Source organism: Microbacterium sp. nov. GSS16 (assembly GCF_028198145.1).
Lineage (GTDB): Bacteria > Actinomycetota > Actinomycetes > Actinomycetales > Microbacteriaceae > Microbacterium.
Genome location: NZ_CP116338.1, coordinates 2,549,366 through 2,566,655 on the forward strand (window position 1 = coordinate 2,549,366; position 17,290 = coordinate 2,566,655).

The window sequence follows — 17,290 nt, forward strand, 5'->3', positions numbered from 1 at the left end:
CGAGGCACGCTGTGTGTAGATCAACTCAGCGCCCGGGAGACTCGCAGGCATCGCCGCAGCACCGGGCGCTGAGTCTGTCCCCGGGCTACGGCCCGAGCCGTCAGTACGCGAGCAGGCGGGCTCTGGCATCCCGGGTGCGCATCAGCAGCGCGTGCTCGTCGGCTGAGGCGAGCGGGTCGCGTCCGGTGATCGCCCGCTGGCGTACCGCGGCGAGAGCGGCGGCATCGCGGATGAACGCTTTCATCACGTCTCGGCGGTCGCCGCGCAGGCCGGCCGCCCACTGCAGACCGGTGCGCCGGCCGGCCGGCGTCGCCAGCATCTCGACCTCCTGCGGAGTGAACCATCCCGCAGCGGCGTAGTCGCCGAGGCGCAGACGCGTCAGCCGCGCCTCCTCCCGTCGCAGCGCCAGGATCGCGATGATGAAGGCGATGAAGAGCGGCACCTGGGTGGTGATGTACAGCGCGATGAAGTCGCCCAGCAGAGACGAGCCGTTCCAGTACGCGTGCAGTGCGATCGCGCCGACCAGTCCCGTCGCGGCCGATCCGACAGCGCCTGCCGTGCTCGCACCGCGACGCGCGGCCAGCCCGATGGCGAATCCCGTCAGGGCCGTGAACATCGCATGCGCGAACGGCGAGACGAGTCCGCGCAGGATGAACGTGACGGTGAGCTCTCCGGCACCGCCGGAGGTGAGACTGGTGCCGAAGTACTGGATGTTCTCGGTGAACGCGAAGCCCGCGCCCACCAGTGCGCCGTAGACCACGCCGTCGACCGGGCCGTCGAATGCCCGTCGACCGATCACGAAAACCAGCAGAACACCGGCTCCCTTGGCGAGCTCCTCGATCACAGGCGCCTGGATGACCGCGGCGAAGAACTCGTTGCGCTGACCGACAGCCAGCGCGAACGCCAGGTCGACGAGCAGCGTGATGCCCACGGCGGCCACCGCTCCCCAGGCGAGCGCGAAGATCACGAGGCTCTTCGGCTCCGGCTCCCACCGGTCGATCATGCGCACGCCGGTGAGCACGATCGCGAGCGGCACGAGAGCGAGGACGAGTCCGACGACGGACGCGCCGACTCCGAGGAACAGCGCGAAGTACGCGATCAGCGCGATCATCACGAAAGCGAGCACCCCGAACACCCAGACCGACGCGCTGCGTCCCCGTCGGGCCGGCATCGGAATCGCCGGCATCGCCGGAGCGGGCGCCGGCGCCGACGGGGCAGGCGGGGCGTGCGGTGAGCGACCGGCGAGCATGGTCGGGAACGGGTCCGAGGGCTGCGCGGCCGACGGCCGTCCTCCAAAGCTCATGAGCAAAGCCTAGAGGCCGCCTCTGCCGCGGGCGGCACGGCGGCGGGTAGCGTAGAGACATGCGTTTCGCCCATCTGAGCGCTCGCGATTCCGAGGCTCTGCAGCTCGCCGTCATCGACGGCACGGAGGCCACCCTCGTCAGCGACCTCCTCTCCCCCGCTCCGTCGACCCTGCAGCAGCTGATCGAGGGCGGCGACGAGCTGCTCGAGCAGCTGCGCGCCGCATACAGCGCGGGCGACGCACCGCGGCATCCGGTGGCGGATCTGCGATTCGGCCCCGCCGTCGTCTCGCCCCCGCTCATCCTGGCCGTGGGCCTGAACTACGCCGCCCACTCCAGTGAGCTGGGGCTCAAGACCGACACCGCGCCCACCGTCTTCACGCTGTGGCCCAACTCCCTCGCCGCCCACGGCGGCACCACCTTGTGGCCGCGCGCGCTGAGCGAATCGGTCGATTACGAGGCGGAGCTCGGTGTGATCGTCGGCCGACCCGCGAAGGACGTCACCGCCGACGAGGCGCTCGACACCGTGTGGGGATACACGGTCGTCAACGACATCACCGCGCGCGACATCCAGTTCGCCGAGGCGCAGTGGTCGCGCTGCAAGTCGTTCGACGGCTTCACCCCGACCGGCCCGGTGGTGGTGACGGCTGATGAGATCCCCGACCCGCAGGACCTGCACATCTGGGCGGTCGTCGACGGGCAGACCGTGCAGGACGCCAGCACGGGGCAGATGGTGCGCAGCGTCGCCACGCTGATCGCGCACCTGTCGTCCTCCGCGACCCTGCAGCCCGGCACCCTGATCTCCACCGGCAGCCCCGGGGGCGCCGGCTACTCGCGCGATCCGCAGATCTTCCTGCGCGACGGCTCCATCGTCACGGTGGCTGTGGACGGCATCGGCGAGCTCACCACGCACTGCCGCACGTCCGGCTGATCCGAGTCCGCTCTGACGCCGAATCCCCGCTCTGACGCCGAGAAGGCGGATGCCGTACGGCATCCGCCTCTTCGCATCTCCCTGCCTACGCCTGCGGGAGGTCTTCCGCGGCGATCACGGGGATCGCGGCGGTCACGGTCTCCAGTCCCGACAGGCGGGCCGGCGAGATCTGCTTCATGACCTCGTCGCGCGACATGAGGCCGGCCTCGACCACCAGGTCGGCGACGTTGCGGTTGGTGAGCAGCGCGGTCTTGGCCAGCGCCGCGGATGCCGCGTAGCCGATGAAGGGGGTGAGCGCGGTGACGACGCCGACCGACGCGCCCACCATCGCGCCGAGGCGCTCGCGGTTCGCCGTGATGCCGTCCACGCAGTTCACGCGCAGCGTCCACATCGCCTGACGCATCCAGGTGATCGACTGGAAGATCGAGTGCGCGATGACCGGCTCGAACGCGTTGAGCTGCAGCTGACCGCCCTCGACCGCCATGGTGACCGTGACGTCAGCGCCGGCGACGGCGAAGGCGACCTGGTTGACGGCCTCGGGGATGACGGGGTTGACCTTGCCTGGCATGATGCTGGAGCCGGCCTGCATGGCCGGCAGGTTGATCTCGCCGATGCCGGCCTGGGGGCCGGACGAGAGCAGACGCAGGTCGTTGCAGATCTTGGAGAGCTTGATCGCGTTGCGCTTCAGCGACGACGAGAACGACATGAAGGCGCCGGTGTCGCTCGTCGCCTCGACGAGGTCGGTCGCCGTGCTGAGGTCGAGTCCGCTGATCTCGCGCAGGTGCTTGAGCACCGTGGGCGCGTAGTCGGGGTGGGTCGTGATGCCGGTGCCGATGGCGGTGGCGCCCATGTTGATCTCGGTCAGCAGCGAGGCGTTCTCGGTGAGACGGCTGTGGTCCTCCCCGAGGGTCGTCGCGAAACCGTGGAACTCCTGCCCGAGGGTCATCGGCACGGCGTCCTGCAGCTGGGTGCGGCCGACCTTGAGCACGTCGTGGAACTCGTTCGCCTTGCCGAGGAACGACTTGCGCAGCAGGTCGAGCTCGTCGAGCAGCGAGACGAGGTTCAGCGAGAGTCCGATCTTGACCGCGGTCGGATAGACGTCGTTGGTGGACTGGCTGCGGTTGGTGTGGTCGATCGGCGAGAGGAAGGCGTAGTCGCCCTTCTCCCGACCCGCCATCTCGAGCGCGATGTTCGTGATGACCTCGTTGGCGTTCATGTTTGTCGAAGTGCCGGCCCCGCCCTGGATGACCCCGACGATGAACTGGTCGTGGAACTCGCCGTCGATGACTCGCTGCGCGGCCGCGTCGATCAGATCGGCCTTGTCGGGGTCGAGCACCCCGATCTCCTTGTTCGCGCGCGCGCTGGCCTGCTTGACCATCGCAAGGCCGCGCACCAGGTCGGGGTACACCGAGATGGGGCGCTTCGTGATCGGGAAGTTCTGCTCGGCTCGCAGCGTGTGCACGCCGTAATAGGCGTCTCCCGGGATCTCGATGCTTCCGATCGAATCGGTCTCTGTGCGGGTAACAACAGGCTCAGACGCGGCCATGTCACATCCTTGTGGGTAGTGGCGATCAGGGATTCGGGGGATTCCTCTAGTCTACGACGCTTCAGCGCATGGGCTTGCGGGAGAACTCCTCGAGTCGCTGCTGCGGTGTCAGGGACGCCATGCGCTGCGCCCACTCGCGCGTGAAGTGGTCGCCGGTCGGCGCTGCGATCACCGGCACCACCGTGTGGGTGATCGTGTCGGGGTGGACGTGCGCGAGCTGGAACGACTGAGCGGCATCCATGCCGTTGACCTCGACCGCCGGCCGCGCGACGTTCATGGTGTAGCAAGTCGCGGAGGCGACGCTGACGGGGATGCCGGCGAACAGTCCGTGCGAGGAGTAGTGCAGGTGGCCGGCCAGGATGGCACGCACGTCGGTGTCGCGCAGCACGTCGGCGAGCTCGTCCTGATGGCGCAGCTCGAGAATGTCGAACAGCGGGATGTGGCTGGGCAGCGGCGGATGGTGCATCGCCAGGATCGTGCCGTGCGGTGCCGGCTCTCGCAGCACGTCGCGAAGCCACTCGAGCTGATCGGCCCCGAGGTCGCCGTGGTGCCAGCCCGGAACGCTGGTGTCCAGAGCGACCAGTCGCAGCCCGTCGAGATTCCACACCCCGGTGACCGGCTGCTCGGTCGGCTCGAGATCGAGCAGGTGCTGCCGCAGCGCAGGCCGTTCGTCGTGGTTGCCCGCGACCCAGACGATCGGGCAGCCGAGATCGGCCGCGAGCGGCTCCATCGCGGCTCGGAGGCGGCGGTACGCGTCGGGCTCCCCCAGGTCGGCGAGATCCCCGGTGACGACGATCGCCGTCGGATCGCTGCCGGTGGCTCGGATCGCGTCGAGCGTGCGGCCGAGGCTCTCCTCGACGTCGAACCGACCGCCCAGACGAGCACCGCCCGCGAGCAGGTGCGGATCGCTGATGTGCACGATGACGTGGGACGCCGGCGCGTGGCGGCCGAACACGAAAAGGCCTGACATGCCCTCAGCCTAGGACCACCCTCGCCCGCGGATCCCCGTCAGTGGCCGACGACGATGAGAAGGATGCCGCCGAGCACCGCCGCGCCGCACAGGATGAAGCAGCCGATCGCGGCCACGAAGGCCAGGGTCTTCTGCCCCTCGCTCAACGGGCTCTTGCGCGCCGCCTTGGCCGCCTGCTTCGCCGCGCGTCTGATCTCCTTCTCGGAGAGCACGGTGATGGCATCCGTGAACTCCGCCGGCGTCACCACCGGAACCCGTCCGGCACGGACGAGCATCCGCAGACCCAGCGCATAGAACAGCACGATGGTGCCGGCCCCGAGCAGCGCGGCGAGGAAGACGTTGACGAAGGCGCCCCAGTCGATGCTCATCGTGCGTCCTCCTGCTCGTCCACGGCGATGTCCCACTCGGCGAGCTTGGCCCGGGCCTTGCGGTTGGCGATGGCGCTCTCCCACTCCTGAGCGGCCTTCTCTGCGGCGGCGAACTTGTGCGCCGCCTTCTCGGCAGCGCGCTTGGCCGCCTTGATCTCGGCGGGCGATGCGCCCGCCTTCTTCAGCTTCTTCGCCCGGCGTGCCGCGCGCTCGGCCTCGTCCGCCTTCCGCTCGGCGCGCTCGAGCGCGCGCACGAGCTCCATCCGGCTGGCGCGACGGGTGGGGGCCGGCACATCGGGCTGGTCGACGGCGAGGCCGGACTCGGCCACGTCGCTCATCGCGTTCGCGGACGTCACAGCGTTGCGGCGCGAGTACAGGAACAGGCCCACGATGATCACAAGCGCCAGCACCGCGTCGATCGCGACACCCCAGTTGCCGAACCAGATGACCAGGAGTGCGGCGAGGGCGCCGACGCCGCCCGCCGCGGGAAGGGTGAGCAGCCAGCCGATCGCGATGCGGCCGGCGGTGGCCCAGCGCACCGAGGCGCCGCGTCGACCGAGGCCGGAGCCGATGACCGAGCCCGAGGCGACCTGCGTCGTCGAGAGCGCGAACCCCAGGGCGCTGGAGGCGAGGATCGTCGCGGCGGTGGAGCTCTCGGCGGCGAAGCCCTGTGCGGGCTTGACCTCGGTGAGACCCTTGCCGAGGGTGCGGATGATCCGCCACCCGCCGAGGTACGTGCCGAGGGCGATCGTGAATGCGCAGGCCACGATGACCCAGAACTCGGGGTTGTGGTAGTCGTCGCTGCCGGGATCGCCCGTCTGCCAGCCGATCGTGATCAGCGCCAGAGTGATGACGCCCATGGTCTTCTGCGCGTCGTTGGTGCCGTGCGACAGCGCCACCAGGGAAGAGGTGAAGATCTGACCCCAGCGGAAGCCCGAGCGACCGTCGGGCTTGCCGTCGTACCGACGCGTGACGCCGTAGGCGATCTTCGTCGCGATGAATGCGATGATGCCGGCGGTGAGCGGTGCGATCACGGCGGGGAGGATGATCTTCGACAGCACCATGCCGAAGTCGATTCCCGTGGCGCCGACGCCCACCAGGGTGGCGCCGATGAGGCCGCCGAACAGCGCGTGCGAAGAGCTCGAGGGCAGACCGAGCAGCCACGTGAGCATGTTCCAGGTGATGGCGCCGATGAGTCCGGCGAAGATGAGCGGCAGGAAGATCTGCGCGCCCATCTCGCTGATCGCGTCTTCTCTGATGATCCCGCCCGAGACGGTCTTGGCGACCTCGGTCGACAGGAACGCGCCGACCAGGTTCAGCACCGCGGCGAGCAGCACTGCCGTCTTCGGCTTCAGTGCGCCGGTGGCGATGGGGGTCGCCATCGCATTGGCGGTGTCGTGGAATCCGTTGGTGAAGTCGAAGAAGAGCGCCAGCGCGATGACCAGCACGACGATGAGGGCTGCGGTTTCCACCGGTCTCTTTCGTTGGGACTGCCAGGGAGGGGCCGAGAGATCGGCTTGTGACGAACGAAGAGTTCACCGTGGGTTTGCCATCCGTTAGATGACCCTGATGAATCCTCCCATCCTGCCCGGTCGCGGTCAACTCGCCGGGTAGCGTGGCAGGGTGACCGATTCCCGCATCCAGCCGCCCGCGGCGGCCCGCCGCATCACCAAGCGCTCCCACCACGGCGACGAGTTCGCCGACGCATACGAGTGGCTCCGGGCCAAGGACGATCCCGAGGTCATCGCGCACCTGGAGGCGGAGAACGCCTACACCGAAGCGCGAACCGCGCATCTCGCCGCGCTGCGCGAGACCCTGTTCGAGGAGGTCCGCTCGCGCGTGCAGGAGACCGACCTGTCCGTTCCCACGCGGCGGGGCGACTGGTGGTTCTACAGCCGCACCCAGGAAGGCGCCCAGTACGGCATCCACTGCCGCACCGCCGCCCACGGCGACGACTGGACGCCCCCCGTGCTCGAGCCGGGCGTGCCGGTCCCGGGCGAGGAGGTGCTGCTCGACGGCAACGTCGAGGCCGAGGGACACGAGTTCTTCTCGCTCGGCGCCTTCGATGTGTCGGATGACGGCACTCGACTGCTGTGGTCTGTGGATGTCGAGGGCTCGGAGCTGTACACCGTGCATGTGCGCGATCTGGCATCCGGAGACAAGCTCGCCGACGTGATCCCGAACACCGGCCAGGCGTTCTTCACGCCGGACGGCACGGCGATCCTGTACACCACGCGCGATGAGGCCTGGCGACCCGACACCCTGTGGCTGCACCGTGTCGGAACCCCCGTCGGCGAGGACGTCAAGCTGTTCCACGAGCCGGACGAGCGCTTCTGGATGGGCGCGGGCATCACCCGCAGCCGCAGATACCTCGTGATCGGGCTGGGATCGAAGATCACCAGCGAGGAGCTGCTCATCGACCTCGCCGAGCTGGCCGCCGATCCGCTGACCGTCGAAACGCAGGTGGTATGGCCGCGGCGTGACGGCGTGGAGTACTCCGTGGATCACGCCGTGGTCGACGGCGAGGATCGCCTGCTGATCCTGCACAACGACGACGCCCTCGACTTCGAGCTGGTCTCGGTGGCGGCATCCGACCCCGCGGGCGCACGGCAGGTGCTGATCGCGCACCACGCAGGTCGGCGGATCATCGATGTCGACTGCTTCCGCGACTTCGCGACCGTCGAGTACCGCAGCGAGGGGCTCGTGCGCTCGGCGATCATGGATCTCGCGACGGGGGCGCTCGACGACGTCGATTTCGACGAGCCGCTGTTCGACGCCTACTTCAGCGGGAACGCCGAGTGGCACTCGCCGTTCCTGCGGATGGCGTACACCTCGTTCGTCACGCCGTCGCAGGTGCTCGATCTCGACGTCGCGACCGGCGAGAAGCACCTGCGCAAGCAGATGGCGGTCCTCGGCGGATACGACCCGGCCGATTACGGGCAGCAGCGAGTGTGGGCGACGGCCGACGACGGCGCCCAGGTGCCGGTCTCGCTCGTGTGGAAGCGCTCTTTCGGCGATCCCGGCGTCGAACCGCGCGCTGTGCATCTGTACGGCTACGGATCGTACGAGCACTCGATCGATCCCGCGTTCTCCACCATGCGCCTGTCGATGCTCGATCGCGGCGTGATCTTCGCGGTCGCCCACGTGCGCGGTGGCGGCGAGATGGGCCGGCACTGGTACGAAGAGGGCAAGGAGCTGCACAAGCGCAACACCTTCACCGACTTCGTCGCGTGCGCACAGCACCTGATCAGCACCGGAGTCACGGTGCCCGAACAGCTCGTCGCCGAGGGCGGCAGCGCGGGCGGCCTGCTGATGGGCGCCGTGGCCAACCTCGCCCCCGAGCTGTTCGCCGGCATTCTGGCCGGCGTGCCCTTCGTCGACGCGCTGACCTCGATCCTCGATCCCTCGCTGCCCCTCACCGTGGTCGAGTGGGACGAGTGGGGAGACCCGCTGCACGACCCCGAGGTCTACGCGTACATGAAGTCCTACACGCCGTACGAGAACATCCGCGAGGGTGTGCACTATCCACGGATCCTGGCGATGACATCGCTCAACGACACCCGCGTGCTGTACGTCGAGCCGGCGAAGTGGGTCGCGGCTCTGCGGTACGCCGGCGCACAGGACGTGATGATGAAGTGCGAGATGTCGGCCGGGCACGGCGGCGTCAGCGGACGCTACAACTCCTGGCGCGAGCGCGCGTTCGAGCTCGCGTGGATCCTGGACGTGCTGGACCTGACCGACTGACGGCCCGGGCGCACGGCGTCCGGCATCCGCCCCGGTCGATGAGCTCCGACCGGGGCGCTCAGCCGAACAGCGCGGCTGCTTCGTCGTACCGGCTGCGAGGCACGGTGTTCAGCTCGCCCAGTGCCTCGGCGAAGGGCACCCGTACGATGTCGGTGCCGCGCATCGCGACCATCTGGCCCCACGCGCCGTCGACGAGGGCGTCCGCCGCGTGCAGCCCGAGTCTGGTCGCCAGAACCCGGTCGAATCCCGAAGGGGATCCGCCGCGCTGGATGTGACCCAGCACGGTCGAGCGCGTCTCGATGCCGGTGATCCGCTCGATCTCGGGAGCGAGGATCTCGCTGATGCCGCCCAGACGCGGCCGGTTGAACGCGTCGAGTCCCTTGTCGCTGTACGCCTCGTCCATGCCCTTGAGGGTGAAGCCCTCCGAGACGACGACGAGGGGTGCGCGGCCGCGAGCCGCGGCGCTGCTGACCAGCGAGCAGATCTCGTCCATCGACATGGGCACTTCAGGGATGCAGATGACGTGCGCCCCGGCGGCCATGCCGGCGTGCAGCGCGATCCAGCCCACGTGCCGGCCCATGACCTCGGCGACCATGCAGCGCTGGTGGGAGTCGCCGGTCGTGCGCAGCCGGTCCATCGCGTCGGTGGCGATGTTCACCGCGGTGTCGAAGCCGAACGAGTAGTCGGTCGCGCGCAGATCGTTGTCGATCGTCTTGGGCACGCCGAGCACGTTGATGCCGTCCTTGGCCAGGCGATCCGCGGCCGCGAGGGTGCCCTCGCCGCCGATCGCCACGATCCCGTCGATCCGGTGACCGTACAGCGTCTTGGCGATGTTCTCGGCTCCCCCGCGCGTGCCCTCGTACGGGTTGGTGCGGCTCGTGCCCAGGATCGTGCCGCCGACCTTCGACAGCCCCTTCACCTCGTGGCGGGTGAGCGGGAAGAAGTCGCCGTCGACGACGCCCCTCCAGCCGTCGCGGATGCCGACGAACTCGAGGTCGTAGGTGGTGGTGCCCTTGAGCACGATGCCGCGGATGACCGCGTTGAGGCCGGGACAGTCGCCGCCGCTGGTCAGGATGCCGATCTTCATGCTGCTGCCTTCGTGCTTCGGGTGGAAAGGATAGAAGAGGCGACGCTGCCTGCTGTCGACCCTAGCGCTCCTCGGTCTCGAAACGCCATTCGGAGTCGCCGAAAACGGAGGATCTTGCCGCGAGCGTCGCCGCAATGTGCGGTTCTTGGACGATATCGCCCTGAACAGACGCGAACGGGCGCCAAGAACCTGTGTTCTTAACGCCCGTAGTCGCTCCCCGGGTCATTCCGCGCCGAGAGCCTCCCGCAGCAGATGCATCAGCGCAGCCATCTGCACCGACTCGCCCGGCTCCTCGGCGACAGCCTCGCCGTCGAGCGCGCGGGCGGCGAGCCCCTGCTTCTGGTCGATCAGCTCGGCGATCTTCGTGTCGAGGGTGTGCGCGGCGATGATGCGCCACGCGGTCACCGGCTCGTCCTGACCGATGCGGTGCACGCGGTCGATCGCCTGAGTCTGCTCCGCCGCCGTCCAGCTCAGCTCTGCGAGCACGACGTTCGAGGCCACCTGCAGGTTGACGCCGACGCCGGCCGCCGTGAGCGAGCAGACCGCCACGCCCACCTCAGGGTCTGTGTTGAACGCGTCGATCGCCTGCTGGCGCGCGGGGGTCGTCTGGTCGCCTCGGATCGACACCGACTTGATCCCGGCGGCGGCGAAGTGCGCCTCGGCCTGATCCATCACGTCGACGTGCTTGGCGAAGAACACGACCTTCTCGACCGAGCGCTGCAGCTGTGCCGCGTAATCGGCGGCGAGCAGAGCCTTGGCCTGACCGATCTTGCGCACCATGGTGAAGACGTTGTCGCCGCCGGCTCCGGCGGCCTTCGACTCCTCCAGCTCGTTGTGAGCGACGAGGCGCACGATGTCGTCGTCGATGCTCTGCGACACGCTCGAGGACCCGCCTGCAGACGACCCGTGCGCGGCGGTGCGCGCCTCGACGATCCGACGGTACTTCGCGGCCATCCGCTCGCCCAGCTCGCGCTCGGCCGCCCGGATGCCCCGGCCGAACTCGTCGTCCAGCTGCACGGGGAGGTCGGCGATGAGCTTGTCGGGCAGATCCGCTGCGACGTCCTTCTTCTTGCGCCGCACGATGCCCATCGAGATGACCGCCTCGCGCGCTTCGGCGTAGAAGGACTTGTCCGCCGGGGTCAGTCCGGTGGCATCCAGCTTCTCCATCAGCTCGCGCTCGGGCTTCTCGCCGTTCGTCCAGCCGAGGAAGCGCCAGATCGCGTCGAAGTCCTCGACGTCGTTGATCAGCGGAGTGCCCGTCAGCGCGAGCATGAGCGGGTTGCGCTCGCGGTCACGGATGCGACTCGCGAGAGCCAGCACGTTCTGCGAGCGATGCGACGACAGGTTCTTGATGAAGTGCGCCTCGTCGACGACCATGCCCTTCAGGCCGATGGAGCCGAGCCACGACAGGTGCCTGTCGAGGATCTCGTAGTTGACGATGAAGACGTCGGCGAAGGCGTCGATGTCGGCCCCGTCGCCCTGGATCACGGCGGCCCGGCGCTGCGGCGTCCAGCGCTCGACCTCGCGCGCCCAGTTCATCTTGACGACGTTGGGAACGACGACGAGCAGCGGGTACGCGTTCGCGACCGAGGCGGCGAGCACCGACTGCGCCGTCTTGCCGAGTCCCGGCTCATCGGCGAGCAGGAAGCTGCGATGACCTGAGCGCACCGCCTCGACGAAGCGCGACTGATGCACCATGACCTCGCGCCCCTTGGGCGAGATGTGGTCGTACTCGGGCGTCGGGGGCAGCTCCATCGTGGCCGCTCCCCCACCGGCACCCGACTCGAACGCCTTGTACAGCGGACCCATCAGCTCCCATCCGTCGAGCCGGCGGCGCGGCACGGCGGCGGGGCGGGGGGTCAGATCGGGCGGGAGGAAGGGCGACGCCAGCAGACGCGACTCGACCGACGGCGGGGTGACCTGCTTCTCTGCGAGAGCGGCCGGAACCACGGGGGTCTGCACGATCGGGGCGACGTCGGTGATCACCAGCTCCTCGGGGGCGAGCTCGGCCCCCGACTCGAGCAGCCAGTCGCGACGCATGCGCTTCGCGACCGGCGAGGTGGCCTGATCAGCCTCGAGCAGCTGGATCAGCGATGTGTCGCGGGCGGCCGTCTTCGCGAGGATCGTGGCGACCCCGTCGAGCCGCTTGAGCAGCTCGACCCTGGCCGCGTCCGTCAGCTCGCCGTCGGCCTTGACCCTGGCGCGCTCCTCACGCACCAGAAAGGCGATCACCTGGAACTTCACCCGGTTGGTCGGGCCCAGCTTGGCCCGCTGCGCCTTCGCCTCGATCTCGCGCACCTTGCGCGCGAGGATCGGGATCAGCGGCGCCTCTTCGTCTCGACGGGACGTCTTCTTTCGCCGCGGGGCGGCGGTCGCCGTGCTCGGCATGCTCCTCCTGAGCGTGAGTACCGGTCATCCGGCGGGGCCGGAAGCTGCTCTCCGTGAGCGGCTCCGATGAGGCGACCGCGAGGATGCGGAGTGCGAGGGTCGGGTGCGGACCTGGTCAGAAACGCGGATGCCAGAACCCTCGCCAACAGTCTACGCCATGCCCGAGGTCATCCCCAGAGCTGTGCGACCATGTCGTCGGCGTACCCTGCCATGTCGGCGTTGATCCACTTCGTCGACAGCCACGCGTTGGCCCGGAAGACGTGGATCTCGCCGATCGCACCGGGCATCTCGCCTTCGAACTTCTCCTCGGCGAGGCAGCGCGTCTGCTGCGGGTCGCCGTCGACGACCTGGCAGTCCGATCCCGCGGCGCGGTACGCATCACGCAGGACCTCCGACTGCTCTGCGTCGACGAGTGCGACCGTCGTCGCGATGCCGACCTCCGACGCCACTCCCCACGTGCAGCGCAGGTGCGGAAGACTCTCGATCATCTGCACCGCCACCGGCAGGTCGGTCGAAGGCATGGTCAGCGTCGGGTCGTTCGCCGGCAGATGCGCCGCGGTGAGGCGATCGCGCATCGACGCGCTGAAGACGTCCTCGCATGCTGCGGGCAGCTCGATCGAGTCGTCGGCGGGTGCCGCCGTGCTCGAAGGACCCGCTGAAGGCGTGCCCGTGCTCGCGGGGCCAGGGCTGGCTGTCGACGTGTCACCCGCCGTGGGGTCCGGCGTGCCGGGCGTGCAGGCGGTCAGCGAGACGGCGATGATCGCGCCGCTGACGATGGCGAGACGCATACGAGCGGACATGCCCCGATGCTACTCGCCCCCGGTCGCAGCGCCGAGCGGGCCGATGAACTCGTTTGCACGGCCGGTCAGCGGTGGCCGAGCAGTCGCTCGCGCGCGACCGACACGTCGTCCGCCATCTGCGCGATGAGCGCATCCATGCCCTCGAACGCCACCATGCCGCGCAGATGGTCGGTGAACTCGACCGTCACACGATGCCCGTACAGATCGAGTCCGGTCTCATCCAGCACATGCGCCTCGACCTGGCGGCGCTCGACGTCGTCGAAGGTCGGGTTGGTTCCGACCGAGATCGCCGCGGGATGCCGGATGCCCGTGACGTGGTCGTCGAGCCATCCCGCGTACACGCCGTCGGCCGGCGCGAGGGCGTCGATCATCTCAGACAGGTTGGCGGTCGGGAATCCGAGTTCCCGGCCGCGCTTGAGCCCGTGCACGACCTCGCCGGTGACGGTGACCGGCCGCCCCAGCACGGTGGCCGCTTGGGCGACCTCACCGGCGGCGAGCAGCTCGCGCACCCAGGTCGACGACACCCTGCGGCCGCCGCCCTCGGGGGTGACGTCGTCGATCACGTCGACGCTGAAGCCGTACTGCGGGCCGAGCTTCTGCAGCAGTGCGGGATCGCCCGCGCCGCCGCGACCGAAGCGGAAGTCCCTGCCGACGAGGATCATCGCGGCGTGCAGGGAGTCGACCAGGATCTCGCGGACGAAGTCCTCGGCGGCCAGTGCCGCCAGTGCGCGGTCGAAAGTGAGCACCAGGGTGGCGTCCAGGTCGAGCTCGCCGAGGAGCTCGACCTTGCGGTCGGTCGCGACGACGTTCTCCGGGCACAGCTCTGGACGAAGCACCTCGAGCGGGTTGCGGTCGAAGGTCACGGCGACGGTGCGAGCCCCGATCGCGCGCGCATCCTCACGCATCCGCTCGATCACCGCTCGATGCCCCACGTGCACGCCGTCGAACTTCCCGATGGCGACGACCGAGCGGCCGAAGTCGGGCGGCACGTCAGCGGGATCGCGGAAGACGATCATGCCGCCTCACCCTGCGGCCGGTGCGTGCGCAGCCACCACAGCCCGAACACGGGCAGCACGAGCGGAATGAAGATGTAGCCCATCCCGAAGTACGACCAGACGCTGTCGTGGCCGAACAGCGCCGGCGCAAGCAGGCTCAGGGCGCCGACCACGATCACACCGGTCAGCTCGAAGACGATCGCGATCCAGGCGACGGTGTACCAGCCACGGCGGTGCGCCAGCACGAGCGCCAGCGTCGCGAGGATGTACACCGCGGCGGCCAGCGCCGAGAGGCTGTAGGCGAGCGGCGCCTCATCGAAGCGGCGCACCACCTGGACGAAGCTGCGACCGGTGGCCGCCAGAGCCATCACGGCGTAGACGATGACGAGGACTCGGCCGATACCCGTCATCCGGGCGCGCGAAACGGTGTGGGACATTGCGTCGTCCATCTTACGCGCGTCGGCGACACGGGCCGACGGCATCACGCGACCTGGATGGTCCAGATCGCGTTCATCCGCCACAGCATGATCGCCAGCGACAGGCCGATCACACCCAGGATGACCGTGCTCCACCTGGTTCGATCGATCAGCGCCCATGCCGCACCGCCGACGGGCAGCAGCACGGCCGAGACGAGGTAGACCCAGAACTCGAGCAGATCCCCGGTGGGAGGATTGCCGGCCAGTGGCGCGACGATCGCCATCACCACCTGGGCGATGAGCAGCAGCTCGACCAGCAGCAGGCTGCCGACCGTCCAGTCGCTCGGTCGGCGTCCGGCGAGTCCGGCGACGAGGCAGAACAGCCCTGCAGCGGATGCGACGACGATCTGCGTCAGGGTGAACCACAGGATCACGGCTGAACCTCCGGCATGTTCATGGCGCTCTTGATGTCCTTTCCGCGGGCCTCGACCACGCCGACGAGCTGCCCATCGGGGTCGATCGCCGCGACCTCCGAGTCGGCCAGCCGCCCCGCCTGGCCGTGGAGCCGCTTGCCGTGGCGCAGATCCTTCGCCTCGTCGCCGGTCACAGCCAGCACCGGCATCGTGCGCCCGGCTGCGGCGGCCGGGCTCAGGGTCACGGCACCGGCGAGCCCGTCGATTCCGACGGCGTCGGCCACGTCGAAGCCGCCCACGCGGGTGCGCCGCAGAGCGGTGAGGTGCCCGCCGACGCCGAGCGCCGCCCCCAGATCCCGGGCCAGGGCGCGGATGTAGGTTCCCGACGAGCAGTCCACGATGACGTCCACGTCGATGACGCCGTCCTCTCGACGGACGTCGAGCATCTCGAAGCGCGAGACGGTGACCTGCCGTGCGGCGAGGTCGACCTGCTCGCCCGCTCGCACGCGGTCGTACGCGCGTCGTCCGTCGACCTTGATCGCCGAGACCGAACTCGGCACCTGCGAGATCGCGCCGGTGAGGGCGGCGACGCCTGCCGCGATGCCGCCATCGGTCACGGTTTCGACATCAGCGCGCTCGGCGGTCTCGACCGTCTCACCCTCGGCGTCGTCCGTCGTGGTGCGCGCGCCGAGCCGGATGGTCGCGGTGTAGGTCTTGTCGGCGCCGACGATGTACGTGAGCAGCCGGGTGGCCCCTTCGATGCCGATCACCAGAAGTCCGGTGGCCATGGGGTCGAGGGTGCCGGCATGTCCGACCTTGCGGGTGCCGAAAGCGCGCCGGGTGCGGGCGACGACGTCGTGGCTGGTCAGCCCGCCGGGCTTGTCGACGAGCAGGATGCCGGGTGAGACCATCCCTCAAGCCTAGAGCGTGCACATCGGCACACCGACGCGTCGAGCCGGTAGTCCGGCGGCTTAGGCTGGTCGGATGCCCGTGTCCTGCTCGCAGTCAGCCGACGCGTGGCGCGGAGCGCTGCTCGACTGGTACGCCGCGACCGCGCGCGACCTGCCGTGGCGGCGCGCCGAGTTCGCCGTGGAGTACGGCGCGTGGGGCACGCTGGTGAGCGAGTTCATGCTGCAGCAGACGCCCGTGACCCGGGTCATCCCGCACCTCGACGCGTGGCTGCGCCGCTGGCCGACTCCGGCCGCCATGTCGAGCGCCTCGCCTGCCGAGGTCGTGCATCAGTGGGCGAACCTCGGCTATCCACGGCGGGCGCTGTGGCTGCACAGGGCGGCGACCGAGATCGTCGAGAATCACGACGGCACCGTGCCGCGCGACGTACCTGCGCTGCTCGCGCTGGCCGGCATCGGCGAGTACACCGCGCGCGCCGTGGCGGTCTTCCATTACGGCGACCGGCACCCGGTCGTCGACACGAACACGCGCCGCGTGATCGCCAGGGCGGTCGACGGGCGCTCCCAGCCCGATCCGCCGGCGAAGCGGGATCTCGCCAGGATGGCCGACCTGCTGCCAGATGACGTCGCCGAGTCGGCGATCTTCAACGCCGCCATGATGGAGCTGGGAGCGGTGGTCTGCACGGCGCGCGCACCGAAGTGCGGCGTCTGCCCTCTGGCATCCGGATGCGCGTGGCTGGCCGCAGGCCGGCCCGACACCGGTGATTCGCGTCGCCGGCAGGCGCGCTTCGAGGGATCGGATCGTCAGGCACGCGGAGCGGTGCTCCGAGCGCTGCGTCTCGCACCCGAGCACCGGCTGGCGGCGGACGTGGTCGCGGCCGACTGGCCGGATGCTGCTCAGCGCGATCGCGCGATCGACTCGCTCATCGCCGACGGGCTCATCGAGGCAGTCGGCGGAGCGCTGCTGCTGCCCCGCTGAACAGCACGGGTGTCAGTCCTCGTCCTCCTCGTCGCGACGATACGGGTCGGCTTCGCCTGCGTGCGTGGCGGAGGACGCCAGTCTCGCCACCTCGGCGTCGCGCTCGCGCGCCTCCCGAAGGAGGTCGGCGATGTGACCAGCGCTCTCGGGCAGCGCATCCGGGATGAACTCGAGCGTGGGAACGAGGCGCACGTTGAGCTGCCGACCGACCTCCTTGCGCAGCAGTCCGGTCGCCGACGTGAGCGCCGCGCCGCTGGCGACGCGCTCCTCGTCCGTGCCGAGCACGGTGTAGAACACCGAGGCGTGCTGCAGGTCGCCCGAGACGCGCACCTCCGTGATGGTCACGAATCCGAGACGCGGATCGCGCAGCCCCTTCTCGAGACGCTCGGCGAGGATGACGCGGATGCGGTCCGCCAGACGTGCCTGTCGTTCTCCAGCCATTTT

At 69.4% G+C, this 17,290-nt stretch carries 16 protein-coding genes; 3 read left to right on the forward strand and 13 right to left on the reverse strand.

Going from position 1 to position 17,290, the window contains the following annotated elements:
- Positions 1-100: 100 nt before the first annotated feature.
- Entirely contained in the window at positions 101-1,303 is a 1,203-nt protein-coding gene (locus PGB26_RS12175; protein WP_271637891.1) for a PrsW family intramembrane metalloprotease, read from the reverse strand.
- A 59-nt stretch (positions 1,304-1,362) separates the two neighbouring features.
- Between PGB26_RS12175 and PGB26_RS12180 the strand changes: the two genes are divergently transcribed.
- Positions 1,363-2,232, forward strand: a complete 870-nt coding sequence (locus PGB26_RS12180; RefSeq protein ID WP_271637892.1) for a fumarylacetoacetate hydrolase family protein — start codon at positions 1,363-1,365, stop codon at positions 2,230-2,232.
- Between the two features lie 85 nt (positions 2,233-2,317).
- On the opposite strand, the gene PGB26_RS12185 is transcribed toward PGB26_RS12180, so the two are convergent.
- The 4 genes from PGB26_RS12185 to PGB26_RS12200 all read right to left on the reverse strand — a co-directional run bounded on the left by PGB26_RS12185 (position 2,318) and on the right by PGB26_RS12200 (position 6,588).
- Positions 2,318-3,778, reverse strand: coding sequence for an aspartate ammonia-lyase (locus PGB26_RS12185; protein ID WP_271637893.1), 1,461 nt, complete (start codon positions 3,776-3,778; stop codon positions 2,318-2,320).
- A gap of 61 nt (positions 3,779-3,839) precedes the next feature.
- Positions 3,840-4,748, reverse strand: a complete 909-nt coding sequence (locus tag PGB26_RS12190) for a phosphodiesterase (RefSeq protein WP_271637894.1) — start codon at positions 4,746-4,748, stop codon at positions 3,840-3,842.
- A 38-nt stretch (positions 4,749-4,786) separates the two neighbouring features.
- The gene (locus tag PGB26_RS12195; protein WP_271637895.1) at positions 4,787-5,116 is read right to left on the reverse strand and encodes a peptidase; all 330 of its coding nucleotides are present in this window, start codon (positions 5,114-5,116) and stop codon (positions 4,787-4,789) included.
- A complete protein-coding gene (locus PGB26_RS12200) occupies positions 5,113-6,588 on the reverse strand; it encodes an inorganic phosphate transporter (RefSeq protein ID WP_271637896.1) in 1,476 nt (491 codons plus the stop codon). The genes PGB26_RS12195 and PGB26_RS12200 overlap by 4 nt, the downstream gene beginning before the upstream one ends.
- 151 nt (positions 6,589-6,739) lie before the next feature.
- Here PGB26_RS12200 and PGB26_RS12205 point away from each other — a divergent pair, with 151 nt between their 5' ends.
- Positions 6,740-8,860 (forward strand): S9 family peptidase, encoded by a 2,121-nt coding sequence (locus tag PGB26_RS12205; RefSeq protein ID WP_271637897.1) that lies wholly within the window; start codon positions 6,740-6,742, stop codon positions 8,858-8,860.
- 58 nt (positions 8,861-8,918) lie between these two features.
- On the opposite strand, the gene PGB26_RS12210 is transcribed toward PGB26_RS12205, so the two are convergent.
- From PGB26_RS12210 to truB, 7 genes are all read right to left on the reverse strand, one after another.
- Positions 8,919-9,947 (reverse strand): ATP-dependent 6-phosphofructokinase, encoded by a 1,029-nt coding sequence (locus tag PGB26_RS12210; protein WP_071642302.1) that lies wholly within the window; start codon positions 9,945-9,947, stop codon positions 8,919-8,921.
- 222 nt (positions 9,948-10,169) lie between these two features.
- Positions 10,170-12,335, reverse strand: a complete 2,166-nt coding sequence (locus PGB26_RS12215; RefSeq protein ID WP_271637898.1) for a DEAD/DEAH box helicase — start codon at positions 12,333-12,335, stop codon at positions 10,170-10,172.
- Positions 12,336-12,502: 167 nt separating this feature from the next.
- Positions 12,503-13,135 (reverse strand): hypothetical protein, encoded by a 633-nt coding sequence (locus tag PGB26_RS12220; protein WP_271637899.1) that lies wholly within the window; start codon positions 13,133-13,135, stop codon positions 12,503-12,505.
- A 65-nt stretch (positions 13,136-13,200) separates the two neighbouring features.
- Positions 13,201-14,151 (reverse strand): bifunctional riboflavin kinase/FAD synthetase, encoded by a 951-nt coding sequence (locus PGB26_RS12225; RefSeq protein WP_271637900.1) that lies wholly within the window; start codon positions 14,149-14,151, stop codon positions 13,201-13,203.
- Positions 14,148-14,567 carry a hypothetical protein gene (locus tag PGB26_RS12230; RefSeq protein WP_442922985.1) on the reverse strand — a complete coding sequence of 140 codons (420 nt, stop codon included), beginning with the start codon at positions 14,565-14,567 and terminating at the stop codon, positions 14,148-14,150. The genes PGB26_RS12225 and PGB26_RS12230 overlap by 4 nt, the downstream gene beginning before the upstream one ends.
- A 44-nt stretch (positions 14,568-14,611) precedes the next feature.
- Entirely contained in the window at positions 14,612-14,980 is a 369-nt protein-coding gene (locus tag PGB26_RS12235) for a hypothetical protein (protein WP_271637901.1), read from the reverse strand.
- Positions 14,977-15,870 (reverse strand): tRNA pseudouridine(55) synthase TruB, encoded by an 894-nt coding sequence (gene truB / locus PGB26_RS12240; protein WP_271637902.1) that lies wholly within the window; start codon positions 15,868-15,870, stop codon positions 14,977-14,979. Before truB ends, PGB26_RS12235 begins: the two co-directional genes overlap by 4 nt.
- A 73-nt stretch (positions 15,871-15,943) precedes the next feature.
- Here truB and PGB26_RS12245 point away from each other — a divergent pair, with 73 nt between their 5' ends.
- Positions 15,944-16,846, forward strand: a complete 903-nt coding sequence (locus PGB26_RS12245; RefSeq protein WP_271637903.1) for an A/G-specific adenine glycosylase — start codon at positions 15,944-15,946, stop codon at positions 16,844-16,846.
- A gap of 12 nt (positions 16,847-16,858) precedes the next feature.
- On the opposite strand, the gene rbfA is transcribed toward PGB26_RS12245, so the two are convergent.
- Positions 16,859-17,287, reverse strand: coding sequence for a 30S ribosome-binding factor RbfA (gene rbfA, locus PGB26_RS12250; RefSeq protein ID WP_271637904.1), 429 nt, complete (start codon positions 17,285-17,287; stop codon positions 16,859-16,861).
- Between the last annotated feature and the right edge of the window lie 3 nt (positions 17,288-17,290).

Coding starts and splice junctions, on each gene's coding strand:
- rbfA (WP_271637904.1), bottom strand. CDS start 17,287: ATGGCTGGAGAACGACAGGCACGTCTGGCGGACCGCATCCGCGTCATC.
- PGB26_RS12195 (WP_271637895.1), bottom strand. CDS start 5,116: ATGAGCATCGACTGGGGCGCCTTCGTCAACGTCTTCCTCGCCGCGCTG.
- PGB26_RS12180 (WP_271637892.1), top strand. CDS start 1,363: ATGCGTTTCGCCCATCTGAGCGCTCGCGATTCCGAGGCTCTGCAGCTC.
- PGB26_RS12245 (WP_271637903.1), top strand. CDS start 15,944: ATGCCCGTGTCCTGCTCGCAGTCAGCCGACGCGTGGCGCGGAGCGCTG.
- PGB26_RS12230 (WP_442922985.1), bottom strand. CDS start 14,567: ATGTCCCACACCGTTTCGCGCGCCCGGATGACGGGTATCGGCCGAGTC.
- PGB26_RS12225 (WP_271637900.1), bottom strand. CDS start 14,151: ATGATCGTCTTCCGCGATCCCGCTGACGTGCCGCCCGACTTCGGCCGC.
- truB (WP_271637902.1), bottom strand. CDS start 15,870: ATGGTCTCACCCGGCATCCTGCTCGTCGACAAGCCCGGCGGGCTGACC.
- PGB26_RS12190 (WP_271637894.1), bottom strand. CDS start 4,748: ATGTCAGGCCTTTTCGTGTTCGGCCGCCACGCGCCGGCGTCCCACGTC.
- PGB26_RS12175 (WP_271637891.1), bottom strand. CDS start 1,303: ATGAGCTTTGGAGGACGGCCGTCGGCCGCGCAGCCCTCGGACCCGTTC.
- PGB26_RS12220 (WP_271637899.1), bottom strand. CDS start 13,135: ATGTCCGCTCGTATGCGTCTCGCCATCGTCAGCGGCGCGATCATCGCC.
- PGB26_RS12215 (WP_271637898.1), bottom strand. CDS start 12,335: ATGCCGAGCACGGCGACCGCCGCCCCGCGGCGAAAGAAGACGTCCCGT.
- PGB26_RS12210 (WP_071642302.1), bottom strand. CDS start 9,947: ATGAAGATCGGCATCCTGACCAGCGGCGGCGACTGTCCCGGCCTCAAC.
- PGB26_RS12185 (WP_271637893.1), bottom strand. CDS start 3,778: ATGGCCGCGTCTGAGCCTGTTGTTACCCGCACAGAGACCGATTCGATC.